We start from the raw sequence: 13,510 nt of genomic DNA, 5'->3' as shown, positions 1-13,510 counted from the left end.
GGTAGCTCTCTCCTGCCCTCACGGCTAATTCACTGAATTTGTTGATTTTTTAAACAACCGGCGTTTTTCAGGCATTTGCCTGCTTTCTTTTCTGACATCCGCACCCTGCTCTCAATTCAAAAAGAATGATTTCTCCTACGAAGCATTCGTGCAATTCGCACGACCGTGGATGAGCCATCGTGCAGGATGCGTCGTCATGATTTCTCATTATGTTTATAACTAACTGTTTTTATTAGTTTTTTTAAAACAAAAAAGCTGGCATGCAGGCTGCAATACCTCTCTCAGCCCGGGCAGATATGCACTGCCCTAACCGAATAAGAGTGAGGAACCCAGGATGACTCGCCAACGTGCCGCCCAAATGCGTATCTCGCCGCTGCATCTGCAGCAGGCTCTGTTTGGCGCACTTGCGCTGCTGATTACCCTGATCGCCTGCCAGCAATACCTGCGCTGGGAACAGAGTCAGCAGCCTGAGCCCCTGATCTCCATGCAGCACGCTACGCAAACGCACTTCAGCGCCGTCAGCAGCAGCCAGTCCGACAACGGTGCGATGCGCATGATGGACGTCGACCAGCCGCAGCCGCTGGGCGACATGCCACGCGAAGAACGCTGGGTTTTCTAATCAACGAATCTGGGCGCCGTTGCGCCGAGACCGGCAACACCCCTAAATAGAAACAAGGAGAATCACCATGTTGAGCTGGGCAATCACATTCCTGATCATTGCCATCATCGCTGCAGTACTGGGCTTCGGTGGTATCGCGGGCACCGCCACGGGTATCGCCAAAATTCTCTTTGTCGTGTTCCTGGTGATGTTCATCGCCTCGTTCTTCTTTGGCCGTCGCGGCCGAGGTTGACCATGAGTGCTTTAAAGACACTGGCAGCCGCCCTGCTTCTGGGCGGTAGTGCCGTGGCGATGGCGGCCAATGATGGCCAGACGCGGGTCAATGAGCTTTTGAGTTCGGACCCGCACTACAGGGAAACCTGGGAAGGCGTGGTGAAGAAGGAAGAACGCCTGCCGGAATGGGTGATGAACCTCTCCGGTACGCCAGACCAACAGATGAATGCCGTCACTGAAGACGGCGACAAGTATCTGGTCGGGCCGCTCTGCGAATCGCAGGACAAATGCCTCAACCATCGCTTGATCGTCGCATTCAGCTTCGACAAGAAACACGCTTACGCCATGCTGGTCGATGTGCCCGAAGGATTGCCGGCCGACAAGTCGCCCACGCGACATGCCACCTACCGCTTCCTCGGCAAACCCGATCAGGGCATGCAGGATCTGTTGATGGAAACGCTGAAGAAAGATCCGAACTGGTATTGAACATGAAGGCAGTCGATAGCTGCCTTCCATTGCGCCTGCCCGAGGAAGGCCGGTGCATGACCAGGGGGCCGGGACGTTCTGACTGTTGCAGGGTCGGAGTGACCTACGGGTACAGGGAGTGCCTGCGATGAGGGCCGGGTCAGGGTAAAAGCTGCGACGCAAGTTCGCCAACCCGGAGCGGTTCGACGGACTTGCGCTGAGCTTTCAAAGTGACAAAACATTGATCCAGAGCGTTCTGCTCGTCTTTTTATCGATCACACTGCGCGCGAAAAGCGTTTCGCGGTGTTTCCTCGCGACCGTATATCGAGAAAGAGTCGATAAAGCCAGTCGGCGTTTTAGATTCCAAACGTAGGCTTTTTCCGAAAATTTTCGTCGAAATCACTCGTTCAAAAAATAACCAATCTACGCTGTAATGGCCGGTTCACGGCACTTATGCCTGCCGAAATGTCGTATTCGAACCGGTTGGGACGCCAGTTTCATTTAAAAAAGCTCATGCCGATTCGGCATAGGGTAGGCGTTTACGGCATTAGACGGCGCAACCCCGCATCGGAATAGTTGCGCCTTTTTTCGCCTGCCGGAGAGCCGTAAACACGCGCTTCGGGGCACCTTATACGGAGGCAGATGCACAGACTTTTCCGCCAAGAGCGTTCCAGTTCCTGCATGTGCCTTGAGTCAAACGCAAGTAAGGGTAAAGAATATGAAGAAGGCAAAGCTTAGCCTCGCCTGGCAGATCCTCATCGGTCTGGTATTGGGGATTGCAATCGGTGCGTTGCTCAACCATTTCAGTGCCGAAAAGGCCTGGTGGATCAGCAACGTCCTGCAACCGGCAGGCGATATCTTTATCCGTCTGATCAAGATGATCGTGATCCCGATCGTCATTTCTTCCCTTATCGTCGGCATCGCCGGCGTGGGCGACGCCAAGAAGCTCGGGCGTATCGGCCTGAAAACCATCATCTACTTCGAAATCGTCACCACCATCGCCATTGTCGTCGGCCTGCTGCTGGCCAACCTGTTCCATCCGGGTGCCGGTATCGACATGAGCACCCTGGGCACCGTGGACATCTCCAAGTATCAGGCAACCGCCGCCGAAGTACAGCATGAACACGCGTTCATCGAGACCATCCTCAACCTGATTCCGTCGAACATCTTCGCGGCCATGGCTCGCGGCGAGATGCTGCCGATCATCTTCTTCTCCGTGCTGTTCGGTCTTGGTCTGTCGAGCCTGCAGTCGGACCTGCGCGAGCCGCTGGTGAAGATGTTCCAGGGCGTCTCGGAAAGCATGTTCAAAGTCACCCACATGATCATGAACTACGCGCCAATTGGTGTGTTCGCCCTGATCGCGGTGACCGTGGCCAACTTCGGTTTCGCTTCGCTGCTGCCGCTGGCCAAACTGGTGATTCTGGTTTACGTCGCCATCGCCTTCTTCGCCTTCGTGATTCTGGGCCTGATCGCCAAGATGTTCGGTTTCTCGGTGATCAAGCTGATGCGCATCTTCAAGGATGAGCTGGTGCTGGCTTACTCCACCGCTTCCTCGGAAACCGTGCTGCCACGCGTGATCGAGAAGATGGAAGCCTACGGCGCACCGAAAGCCATCTGCAGCTTCGTGGTGCCGACCGGTTACTCGTTCAACCTAGACGGTTCGACCCTGTATCAGTCCATCGCAGCCATCTTTATTGCTCAGCTGTACGGCATCGACCTGTCGATCAGCCAGCAACTGCTGCTGGTCCTGACCCTGATGGTTACCTCCAAAGGTATCGCCGGTGTGCCGGGCGTGTCCTTCGTGGTACTGCTGGCCACTCTGGGCAGCGTGGGTATTCCGCTGGAAGGCTTGGCCTTCATCGCCGGTGTCGACCGTGTGATGGACATGGCGCGTACCGCCCTGAACGTCATCGGCAACGCCCTCGCCGTACTGGTCATCGCACGTTGGGAAGGCATGTACGACGACGCGAAAGGCCAGCGCTACTGGAACTCGCTGCCGCACTGGCGCAGCAAGGAAAAACTGCCGGCCGGTGACGTTTCGAAAAACTGATCCCCGCCCGCAAGGCACCCTGACAAACCCCGGAGAAATCCGGGGTTTGTCGTTTCTGGCGACCCCGCTATCATTCGCCGCATCTTCCGGGGGATTTGACTGATGCTTAATGGCCTGTGGCTTGGCTTCTTCATCGTGGCAGCCGTGTCGGCACTGGTGCAGTGGCTGGTCGGCGGTAACGCCGGAATCTTCGCGGCGATGGTGGAAAGTATTTTTGCCATGGCCAAGCTGTCGGTCGAAGTCATGGTGCTGTTGTTCGGCACCCTGACCCTGTGGCTGGGATTCCTGCGCATTGCCGAGAAAGCCGGGATTGTCGAATGGCTGGCCAAGGTACTCGGGCCGCTGTTCCTGCGGCTGATGCCGGAGGTGCCGGCCGGGCATCCGGCGCTGGGCCTGATTACCCTGAACTTCGCCGCCAACGGCCTGGGCCTGGACAACGCCGCCACGCCGATCGGCCTGAAGGCAATGAAGGCGCTGCAGGAACTCAACCCCAGCTCGACGATCGCCAGCAACGCGCAGATCCTGTTTCTGGTGCTCAACGCGTCGTCCCTGACCCTGTTGCCGGTGACGATCTTCATGTACCGCGCCCAGCAAGGCGCGCCGGACCCGACGCTGGTGTTCCTGCCAATCCTGCTGGCCACCAGTTGCTCGACCATCGTCGGCTTCCTGTCGGTGGCGTTCATGCAGCGCCTGCGGGTCTGGGACCCGGTGGTGCTGGCTTACCTGATCCCCGGCGCGCTGATTCTCGGCGGCTTCATGGCGTTGCTCGCGACGATGTCCGCCACTGCGCTGGCGGGGCTGTCGTCGATCCTCGGCAACCTGACGCTGTTCGGCCTGATCATGCTGTTCCTGGTGATCGGCGCATTGCGCAAGGTGAAGGTCTACGAGGCATTCGTCGAAGGAGCGAAGGAAGGTTTTGACGTCGCCAAGAACCTGCTGCCGTATCTGGTGGCGATGCTTTGTGCGATCGGCGTATTGCGCGCGTCAGGCGCATTGGATTTTGGCCTCGACGGCATTCGTCATCTGGTGCAGTGGGCAGGGTGGGACACGCGCTTCGTCGATGCGCTGCCGACCGCGATGGTCAAACCGTTCTCCGGCAGCGCCGCCCGGGCAATGCTCATCGAAACCATGAAAACCTCCGGCGTCGACAGCTTCCCGGCGCTGGTGGCGGCGACGATCCAGGGCAGCACAGAGACCACGTTCTACGTGCTGGCGGTGTACTTCGGCGCGGTGGGCATCCAGCGCGCCCGGCATGCCGTCGGTTGCGCATTGCTGGCCGAGCTGGCAGGTGTGCTCGGCGCTATCGGCGTCTGCTATTGGTTCTTCGGTTAAGGCTCAAGGCCGGGCAGGTGGGGCAACTTTCTGCCCTTGCTCCACCGCCCATGCCACGACCTTCGCGGTGAGGCGATCACTGGCCTGACCGAATCCGGCCACCACCGCCGGCACCTGCAGATCGCTTAGCGGCTGGCGCTCTTCAAAGCGGCGGCTGGCGAGAATCTTCTGGTCATAGCCGCGTACCAGCAACGCATCCACCCGCACGACTACGCTGGCCTGATTGCCCTGGTACTCGGTCTGAAACGCCTGCAAGCTGCCGCCCAGCTCAAGATCCGCAGCAAAATTGCTGTCATCGGTACTCAACAGCGACACCCGGCCGTCACGCTGGAAACCATCGAGCAGCCGATTACGCACCAGCACGGGTGCCGGATCACTCCAACGCGAAGCCTTATAGCTGCTGATCACGTCACCTTGGGGAATCACCGCGATGCCCGGTCGGTTCAGCGTCTCGCTGGCCTGCAATTTGTTCAGGCGCAGCGACCAGTGCTGAGTCGCCGCCGAGCTGGCCGAGGCGGGCGCCTGTGCGGCCGGCAAGCGGTAGACGTCCAGCGGCTCGGACTTGGGCAGGATCGAGCAGGCGCCGATCAGCGTGAAGCCGGCGAGGAGGGCGAGGCGAATCAGCTTCATGGCGTGAACTCCTTGTTCTTGTCACTGCCCAGCAGGTAACCACTGGGGTTGGCCTCCAGACGTTGGGAAATGGCCCGCAGCGAGGTCAGGGTTTCACGCAGTTCGCGCACTGCCGGCGCAAGGCCGTTGAGGCCCTGCATGCCGCTGTCGAGGGAATTCTGGTTCTTGCTGAGCAAGCCGTTGATGGTGGCGCTGCTCTGTTCCAGCGACTTCATCGCTTGTTCGGCGCTGCCCAGCGCCTGTTTGCCCTGATCGTTGAGCAGGCCGTTGGCATTGCGCATCAGCAGCGATGTCTGCTCGAGCATGCTGCCGGCCTGTTTGCCGACGGTCGCCAGTTGTTGCATGGCCTGGCGCAGGTCACCGCGCTGATCATTGATCGAACCGGTGGTCTGCTCCAGGTGCTCGAGGGTTTTGCTCACGCGCTCGATGTTGTCGGAGGAGAACATCTGATTGGCATTGCTCAGCAGCGTACTGACCCCGCTCATCAGGTCGTTGCTGTCATTGAGCAGCCGCGAGATAGGCGAGGGCGAGGCGACGATGGTCGGCAAATTGCCGTCATGGCCGCGCAGTTTCGGACTTTCCGGCGTGCCGCCGCTGAGCTGGATGATCGAAGTGCCGGTGATCCCGGCCAGGGCCAGTTTGGCCAGGGTGTCCTCCTTGACCGGCGTGTCGCCGCCGAGGCGAATCCGCGCCAGCACCCGGCGTGGGTCCTGCGGATCGAGCCGCAGGCTGACCACGTCGCCGACCTTGATCCCGCTGTACTGCACCGGGCTGCCCCGGGACAGGCCGCTGACCGCCTCGTTGAAGACGATTTCGTAATCCTTGAACTCGGTGTCGACGCTGGATTTCGCCAGCCAAAGGCCGAAGAGCAGGGCGCCGGCCACCACAATCACCGTGAACAGGCCGATCAACACATGATGGGCTCGGGTTTCCATGTCAGACCTCGTTGAGCAGTTTGGCGGCGTCCAGCGCCGAGCGGCCGCGAGGGCCGTGGAAATATTCGTGAATCCACGCGTCGTCGGTTTCCGAGACCACGTCGATGGGCCCGGCCACCAGCACTTTCTTCTGCGCCAGCACTGCCACCCGGTCGGTGATGGTGTAGAGCGTGTCGAGGTCGTGGGTCACCAGAAACACACTCAGGCCCAGCGCATCGCGCAGGGTCAGGATCAATTGGTCGAACTGCGCCGCACCAATCGGATCGAGACCGGCAGTGGGTTCGTCGAGAAACAGGATATCCGGGTCCAGTGCCAGCGCCCGGGCCAGCGCCGCCCGCTTGATCATGCCGCCGGACAGCGACGCCGGGTATTTGTCTGCCGCCGACAGCGGCAGCCCGGCCAGCGCCAGCTTCACCGCCGCCAGATGCTCGGCGTCGTCACGGCTCAGGCCGGCATGTTCGATCAGGGGCAGAGCGACGTTCTCGGTGACGGTCAGCGACGAAAACAGCGCGCCTTTCTGGAACAGCACGCCAAAACGCCGTTCGACCAACGAGCGCTCATGCTCGGACAGGCTCGGCAGGTTCTGACCGAACACTTTCACGTTGCCTTCGCTGGGCCGGCGCAAGCCGACGATGCTGCGCAGCAACACCGACTTGCCGCTGCCGGAACCACCGACCACGGCCAGGATCTCGCCTTTGTACAAGTCCAGATCGAGGTTCTCGTGCACGCTCTGGCTGCCGAAGCGATTGCACAGGCCACGGACTTCGATCACCGCCTCGGACGGCACGCGGGGTAGACGACTCACCAGCCCATCTCCATGAAAAACAGCGCGGCGACCGCATCGAGCACGATCACCACGAAGATCGATTGCACCACGCTCGAGGTGGTGTGGGCGCCGACCGATTCGGCGCTGCCACTGACCTTGAAGCCTTCCAGACAGCCGATGGCGGCAATCAGGAACGCAAAGATCGGAGCTTTGACCAGGCCAACCAGGAAATGTTGAATCCCTATGTCGCTTTGCAGCAGCGACAGGAACATCGCCGGCGAAATATCCAGCGACACCGCGCAGACCACGGCGCCACCGATGATCCCGCAGATCATCGCCAGAAAGGTCAGCATCGGCAGCGCCACCAGCAACGCCAACACGCGCGGCACTACCAGCAGCTCCATGGGGTCGAGGCCGAGGGTGCGGATGGCGTCGATTTCCTCGTTGGCCTTCATCGAGCCGATCTGTGCGGTAAAGGCACTGGCGGTTCGGCCGGCCATCAGGATTGCCGTGAGCAATACGCCGAACTCCCGAAGAAAGGCGAAGCCCACCAGATCCACGGTAAACACGCTGGCGCCGAAACTGGCCAGCACCGTCGCCCCGAGAAACGCCACCACCGCGCCCACCAGAAAGGTCAGCAACGCCACGATGGGCGCGGCGTCGAGGCCAGTCTGTTCAATGTGCGCGATCATCGGCGTGATCCGCCAGCGCTTGGGCCGGAACAGACTGCGGGCGATGGTTTCGAGGATCAGGCCGACGAAGCCGAGCAATTGCAGGGTGTCTTGCCAGACCGTGTCGACGGCCCGGCCGATGCGGGTCAGCAGTTGCACGCTGACGCTGATTTCCGGTTCCTTGATCGGAACGCAGAAATCGGTCAGCGAGCGATACACGGTTTGCAGCAACGCGCGGTCGGCCGTGGAAATCGTGCAGTCGGGATGTTCGGCGGATTTGCCCAGACGCTCGGAGCCGAGCAGTTCCACCAGCAGCGAGGCGCCGGCGGTATCGAGGGCGCCGAGGCCGTTGAGATCGATGGTGGTGCTGGCGTCGTACTGACCGCGGAGCGTTTCGCTCAGGTGCTTGAGTTCGGCGTAATGGGCAAGCGTCCAGTCCCCGGTGACCCGCAGGCGGGCAGGGCTGATCGTGGTGTCCAGTCGGGCATTACCGGTCATCGAGCTGCTGGTCATAAGCTCCGTGCTTGTTCGGCTGAATTCGCGAACCTACGTAATAGCACGAACCGGATTACTTTTCTTTGGTCGGTGTGCTGTCCGTGACTTCGAAGCGCAGCACGCCGATCACCTGGTCGTCTTCGGTCAGCACTCGCACCTGCCAGTCACCGACCGGGTTGCCGGGGAAAACCTGCTTGTGGGTCCACGCCCGGTAGCCTTCCTTGCGCCCGCCATGGATATCGAGGGCAATGCGGTCGACCTCTTTGCCGTTGAACTGCCACACGTGATAGATCCGCTCATCAAGCCCGCGCGGCGCGTTGATCGCGGTGTAGGCGTAGAGCCCGCCATTGCGGATCTGCTCGGCGCTGACTTGCTCGAGGCTGGCGCCGGGAGTGCGATCCTGCAACTGGGTGCTGATCGCAACGTCAGTCATCCACAGCGTCGCCGGCGGCACCCACGAACGCAGGACCCAGCCGACGCCGCCGATACCGATGGTGATGCTGAGGATCGCCAGCGCGTTGCGCACGGTGCGGATCGGGAAGATCGACGCCAGGCTCGGGAACGACAGCACCACGGCAGTCCCCAGCGCCCATTTGAAACTCTGCGACGTGGTCAGGTGCATGATCACCGGCAACGCGGTGAGCAGGGCGGCGAACAATGTCAGGGTATGCAACGCAAGGAACGCCCAGCGCCGGGGCGCCAGCCATTTGTAGTAGAGCGGGTCGACAATCGAGATCAGCGCGGCGATGCACAGCAACCCGGTGAACACCAGTTGGCCGCTGTTCCAGGTGGTGGTGATAAAGAAGAAAGGCAGGACGAAAAACAGGCTTTCCTGATGGATCATCTGCGTCGCATAACGCAGCAGCGGCTGGGGGATTTCCCGTTTAAAGACTCGGGTGAACAGCTCGGTCAGGCTGTTTTCCAGCATCAGCCAGATCCAGCTCAGCAGCATGATCGTGGTGATCCAGCTCGCCAGCCCCTGTTGCCGGTCGACCAGGATGAAACTGCCGACTCCGGAGATGAAACCACCAAGCGCAATGACCCCGGGGTAGCGCTTCATCAGTTCGAGGATGCGCTGGATCAGGAGGGTCAATTTGGGCATTTGGGCGGTTCACGACAGTCGAAGAAAAAAACCTCGACAGAGTACCGCCCGCCGGGGGCTGTGGCGAGGCTGTCGATCAGTAAAAACCCACGGGATCAAGACTTGGCCGTGGGACCACGATGCAGCCGCCAGCCCAGCAGGATCAGCAGCAGAACACCCAGCCCGCCCGCCACCAGCCACAACACCTCGTCATCACTGAGCAAGGGCTGCTCGATCCGCAGGTATCCCGGTTGCATCAGCAGTTCGCGCATGGCCTTGTTCGCGGCTTCCAGCGTCACGCCTTGCAGCTCCAGAGCCGGGTTGGCAAAACGACCATCCTCGTAGTCGCCCAACGCGCTCCAGTAATAGTCGGCCATGCCGCTGTTGCCTTGCACGGCCCAGGCCTGATGGGCGATGGCTGCCTGTTTGATGCGATTGAACGTATCAGCATCAAGACCATTTTTCAGCAGGTCCGCCTTGAGGTCTTCCAGCACCTGTTCGGCTTCGGTGATATCGCCACGATCCAGATCGGCGTTGAGACTCATGAAGCCAACGCCACCGAACACCTCGCGCTCGGCCCAGGGCCCGTAGGACAGGCCATGGTTCAAGCGCAACTCGCGGTAAAGCGCCCACTCCAGATATTCCTTGAGCAGGTCGAAAGTCTCGTCGTACTGATCGTCCAGCACCGGCTCCGGCACCAGCCAGTGCAGCTTGGCGCTGTTGCCGATGAAACCGCGAGTGATGGTGCGTTCGTGGGCGGCGCTGGCACGGATGTCCGGCAACGGCCGGTGTTCGCTCGGGTCGACCGCTTCCAACGCGCCCCACGCCCGCTCCAGATAGGCCGGCAGCAACTTGTCGAGGTCGCCGACGACGATCAGGGTCATGTTGTTCGGTGCGTACCAGGCCTTGCGCACCTTATCCAGCTGTTCGCGGGTCAGGCCCTCGACTTCGGCACGTTGCGGGCATTTCAGGCCCAGCTCGACCGCCAGTTGATTGCTCGCGCTGTGGCCCAGGTCTTGACGGTCGAGAAAGCGTCGCAGACGGGTGTAATGGCCGCCATCCTCGCGCTCGACCACCCGTTTGGCGGCGTTGATCGCGTTGTCGTCGAAACGGGTCTGGGTCAGCAGGTCCAGCAGCAGGTCGAGCACCTTGCGCTGGTTTTTCGCCGGGGCTTCGATGACGAACGTGGTGTCGGCGTTGCTGGTGAAGGCGTTCCAGTCGCCGCCCAAAGCCTGCATACGTTCTTCGAGGCCACCTTCGCCGGTGGCGTCGATGCCGCTGAACAACAGGTGTTCGAGCAGGTGCGGCAGCTCTTTCTCATTGCAGTCGAAGTCGTCGAGACCGACGCCCACCACCAGCCTGATCGCCACGTGCCCGCGTTCTGTGCCGGGCTTGAGCAGCAATTGCAGGCCGTTGGGCAGCGCATAACCTTCGACCTGGAAACGATCCAGAGCGAAGGCGGGCAGGGAACCGAGTAGCAGACAAGCGAACAACAGGCAACGCATAACGAGCTTCCATACAGCTGAATTGGAGATCCGTGTCATCAGTACGGCCGTGAGGCTGAACCTTGAGTTACTGACTGACCACAGCCCCAGACGTTCAAGGCGAATGCGTGATGTCCGCCATATCTTCGGTCTCGAGCGCTCCGGTATCGGCGGTTTCCAGCACCACGTAGGCGCTGCTGCAGAACAGCGAGTTCAAACGTTTCATGTCAGCAATCAACTCCAGGTGCAGCGAACTGGTCTCGATACTTTGCACGATCTTGCGTTGCAAACGGCTGACATGGGCGTGGGCCAGACGACGTTCCTGTGCGCGAAAACGCCGTTTTTCGCGCAGCAACTGGCGAGCGCTTTCCTTGTCACCGCTGAGAAACACCGACAGCCCCAGCCGCAGATTGGAGATCAATTGGCTGTGCAGCCCGGCAAGTTCTTCCAGCCCGTCTTCGGAAAACGAGCGGCGCTGCGAGGTCTTCTGCTGTTGCACCTTGCGCAACATGCGTTCGATCAGATCGCTGGCAAGTTTGAGGTTGATCGCCAGCTCGATGATTTCCGCCCAACGTCGACTGTCCTGCTCGCCAAGATCTTCGCGTGGCATCTGCGCCAGATACAGCTTGATCGCGCTGTACAGCGCCTCGACGTCATCGTTCAGCCGACGCATTTCCATGGTGACCGCGGTTTGTTTGCCGCGCAGCACGTCGAGGGTCGCGTCGAGCATGTTGTCGATCAGGTCGCCCATGCGCAGGGTTTCCCGGGCGGCGTTGGCCAGCGCCAGACTCGGCGTGACCAGTGCGGTCAGGTCGAGGTGACGCGGTTTGGCGGTGCCATTGACTTCCGGACGTTCCGGCAACAGCCAGGCGCACAGCCGCGCCATGGGTGCGACCGTCGGCAGCAGGATCAGGCAGCGCGCGGTGTTGTAGAGCAGGTGGAAGCCGATGACCATTTCCTGCGGGCTGTAATCGAGGCTGTCGATCCAGTGCACCAGCGGATCGAGCACCGGGATGATCAGCAACAGCCCGATCAGTTTGTACAACAGGCTGCCCAGCGCGACCTGACGGCCGGCGGAGTTCTGCATGCTGGTGCTCATGAACGCCAGCACGCCGCTGCCGATGTTGGCGCCGATCACCAGACCGAGCGCCACCGGCAGGCTGATCACATTGGCGCCGGCAAGGGTTGCGGTCAGCAGCACGGCGGCGAGGCTGGAGTAGGAAATCATCGCGAACAATGCGCCGACCAGGGCGTCGAGCAGGATGTCGCCGGTCAGCGAGGCAAAAATCACCTTCACGCCCTTGGCATGAGTGATCGGCCCGGCGGCCTCGACGATCAGTTGCAACGCCAGAATGATCAGCCCCAGCCCGATGGCTACACGACCCATCTGCCCGAGCCGCGTCTGTTTGCGCGACAGAAAGAAAATCACCCCGAGAAAAATCAGCAGCGGCGACAGCCATGACAGATCGAACGTCAGCACCCGCGCCATCAACGCCGTACCGACGTCGGCACCGAGCATGGTGGTCAACGCCGGGGTCAGCGCCATCAGGCCCTGGCCGACGAAGGAGGTGACGAGCATGGCGGTAGCGTTACTGCTCTGCACCATCGCGGTCACGAGGATGCCGGCGATGAAGGCGAGCCAGCGTCTGGACATGTTCTGGCCGATCACATGCCGCAGATTGGTGCCGTACACCCGCAGGATGCCGGTTCGAACGATGTGCGTGCCCCAGATCAGCAGAGCCACGGCAGAAAGCAGATTGAGCAGGGTGAGCATGCAGACCCCCTGTAGTTGCAGCGCCCCAAAGGGGCGAGTTGACGATACCGCGCGATTTCTACGTGTTGTTCTTAAGCTGTAGTTGGCTAACGGTCCGGGCGCCAGCATTGCACAGCTAAAGTGGGGATTGAAACAAAAGCGTCATGAAAACAGGTTCATGCAGCCATGAAAAAAGGGCCCGAAGGCCCTTTGATCATCAGCGCAGCGTTCCGGTTACTGACCCGGAACATCCTTACGCAGTTTCACCGGATCCTGCTGTTTCTTCTTTTTTGCCATCGCAGTGCGCAGCTTGATGTTGATGGCCTCAACCGCCAGCGAGAAGCCCATGGCGAAGTAGACGTAGCCTTTCGGTACGTGCACGTCGAACGCTTCGGCGATCAGCACGGTGCCGACCACCAGCAGGAACGACAGTGCGAGCATTTTCAGCGACGGATGCTTGTCGATGAATTCGCTGATCTTGCCCGAGGCCGCCATCATCACCAGCACCGCCACGATGATCGCCGCCACCATGACCGGCACATGGGACACCATGCCGACGGCGGTAATGACCGAGTCCAGCGAGAACACGATGTCGATGATCGCGATCTGGATGATGGTGTAGAGGAAGTTGCCGCCCTTGCCGCCGGGCGTCTCCTCGCTTTCATCTTCACCTTCGAGCGCGTGGTACATCTCCTGGGAGCTTTTCCACAGCAGGAACAAGCCACCGAAGAACAGGATCAGGTCACGCCCGGAAATACCCTGGCCGAACACCACGAACAGGTCGGCGGTAAGGCGCATGACCCAGGTGATCGACAGCAGCAACAGGATCCGCGTGATCATGGCCAGGCCAAGACCGAAGATCCGGGTGCGCTGCTGCATGTGTTTGGGCATGCGGCTGACCAGGATCGAAATCATGATGATGTTATCGATGCCCAAGACGATTTCCAGGGCGGTCAGGGTGAAGAAGGCAACCCAGATCTCAGGGTTGGTCAGCCATTCCATGTGTATTCCTTTGA

The 13,510-nt window shown here is 60.5% G+C and carries 13 protein-coding genes; 5 read left to right on the top strand and 8 right to left on the bottom strand.

The genetic code is table 11. The annotated features are described in order from the left end of the window. The first annotated feature begins 334 nt into the window (after positions 1 to 334). From NH234_RS01185 to NH234_RS01165, 5 genes are all read left to right on the top strand, one after another. Entirely contained in the window at positions 335 to 619 is a 285-nt protein-coding gene (locus tag NH234_RS01185; protein ID WP_085733865.1) for a hypothetical protein, read from the top strand. Between the two features lie 67 nt (positions 620 to 686). Next, positions 687 to 851: a DUF1328 domain-containing protein gene (locus NH234_RS01180; protein WP_003177151.1), complete on the top strand. Its 165-nt coding sequence runs from the start codon at positions 687 to 689 to the stop codon at positions 849 to 851. A gap of 2 nt (positions 852 to 853) precedes the next feature. Continuing rightward, positions 854 to 1,318: an inhibitor of vertebrate lysozyme family protein gene (locus NH234_RS01175; protein ID WP_367255414.1), complete on the top strand. Its 465-nt coding sequence runs from the start codon at positions 854 to 856 to the stop codon at positions 1,316 to 1,318. Between the two features lie 697 nt (positions 1,319 to 2,015). Beyond that, the gene (gltP, locus tag NH234_RS01170; protein ID WP_011331769.1) at positions 2,016 to 3,347 is read left to right on the top strand and encodes a glutamate/aspartate:proton symporter GltP; all 1,332 of its coding nucleotides are present in this window, start codon (positions 2,016 to 2,018) and stop codon (positions 3,345 to 3,347) included. Between the two features lie 102 nt (positions 3,348 to 3,449). Further along, complete coding sequence (locus NH234_RS01165; protein WP_085713054.1) at positions 3,450 to 4,679, top strand: nucleoside recognition domain-containing protein; 1,230 nt, start codon at positions 3,450 to 3,452, stop codon at positions 4,677 to 4,679. A gap of 3 nt (positions 4,680 to 4,682) precedes the next feature. Here the strand turns inward: NH234_RS01165 and NH234_RS01160 are convergent, their stop codons facing one another. From NH234_RS01160 to NH234_RS01125, 8 genes are all read right to left on the bottom strand, one after another. Further along, positions 4,683 to 5,309 (bottom strand): ABC-type transport auxiliary lipoprotein family protein, encoded by a 627-nt coding sequence (locus tag NH234_RS01160; protein WP_367255413.1) that lies wholly within the window; start codon positions 5,307 to 5,309, stop codon positions 4,683 to 4,685. After that, a complete protein-coding gene (locus NH234_RS01155) occupies positions 5,306 to 6,244 on the bottom strand; it encodes an MlaD family protein (RefSeq protein WP_085733868.1) in 939 nt (312 codons plus the stop codon). Before NH234_RS01155 ends, NH234_RS01160 begins: the two co-directional genes overlap by 4 nt. Position 6,245: 1 nt before the next feature. Next, positions 6,246 to 7,049: an ABC transporter ATP-binding protein gene (locus NH234_RS01150; RefSeq protein WP_085733869.1), complete on the bottom strand. Its 804-nt coding sequence runs from the start codon at positions 7,047 to 7,049 to the stop codon at positions 6,246 to 6,248. Continuing rightward, positions 7,046 to 8,194 (bottom strand): ABC transporter permease, encoded by a 1,149-nt coding sequence (locus NH234_RS01145; RefSeq protein WP_085713058.1) that lies wholly within the window; start codon positions 8,192 to 8,194, stop codon positions 7,046 to 7,048. Before NH234_RS01145 ends, NH234_RS01150 begins: the two co-directional genes overlap by 4 nt. A 55-nt stretch (positions 8,195 to 8,249) precedes the next feature. Continuing rightward, entirely contained in the window at positions 8,250 to 9,278 is a 1,029-nt protein-coding gene (locus NH234_RS01140) for a DUF5924 family protein (protein ID WP_119429912.1), read from the bottom strand. A 95-nt stretch (positions 9,279 to 9,373) separates the two neighbouring features. Beyond that, positions 9,374 to 10,762, bottom strand: a complete 1,389-nt coding sequence (locus NH234_RS01135; protein WP_085733872.1) for an insulinase family protein — start codon at positions 10,760 to 10,762, stop codon at positions 9,374 to 9,376. A 94-nt stretch (positions 10,763 to 10,856) separates the two neighbouring features. Further along, positions 10,857 to 12,515 carry a Na/Pi cotransporter family protein gene (locus NH234_RS01130; protein WP_367255410.1) on the bottom strand — a complete coding sequence of 553 codons (1,659 nt, stop codon included), beginning with the start codon at positions 12,513 to 12,515 and terminating at the stop codon, positions 10,857 to 10,859. 213 nt (positions 12,516 to 12,728) lie between these two features. Next, on the bottom strand, positions 12,729 to 13,496 hold the full coding sequence (locus tag NH234_RS01125; RefSeq protein ID WP_085733874.1) for a TerC family protein: 768 nt from the start codon (positions 13,494 to 13,496) through the stop codon (positions 12,729 to 12,731). Positions 13,497 to 13,510: the final 14 nt, after the last annotated feature.

Origin of the sequence: Pseudomonas sp. stari2 (genome assembly GCF_040760005.1) — a bacterium.
Lineage (GTDB): Bacteria > Pseudomonadota > Gammaproteobacteria > Pseudomonadales > Pseudomonadaceae > Aquipseudomonas.
Note: the sequence above shows the minus strand (reverse complement) of the source record. Positions and strands in the feature narration are given on the sequence as shown.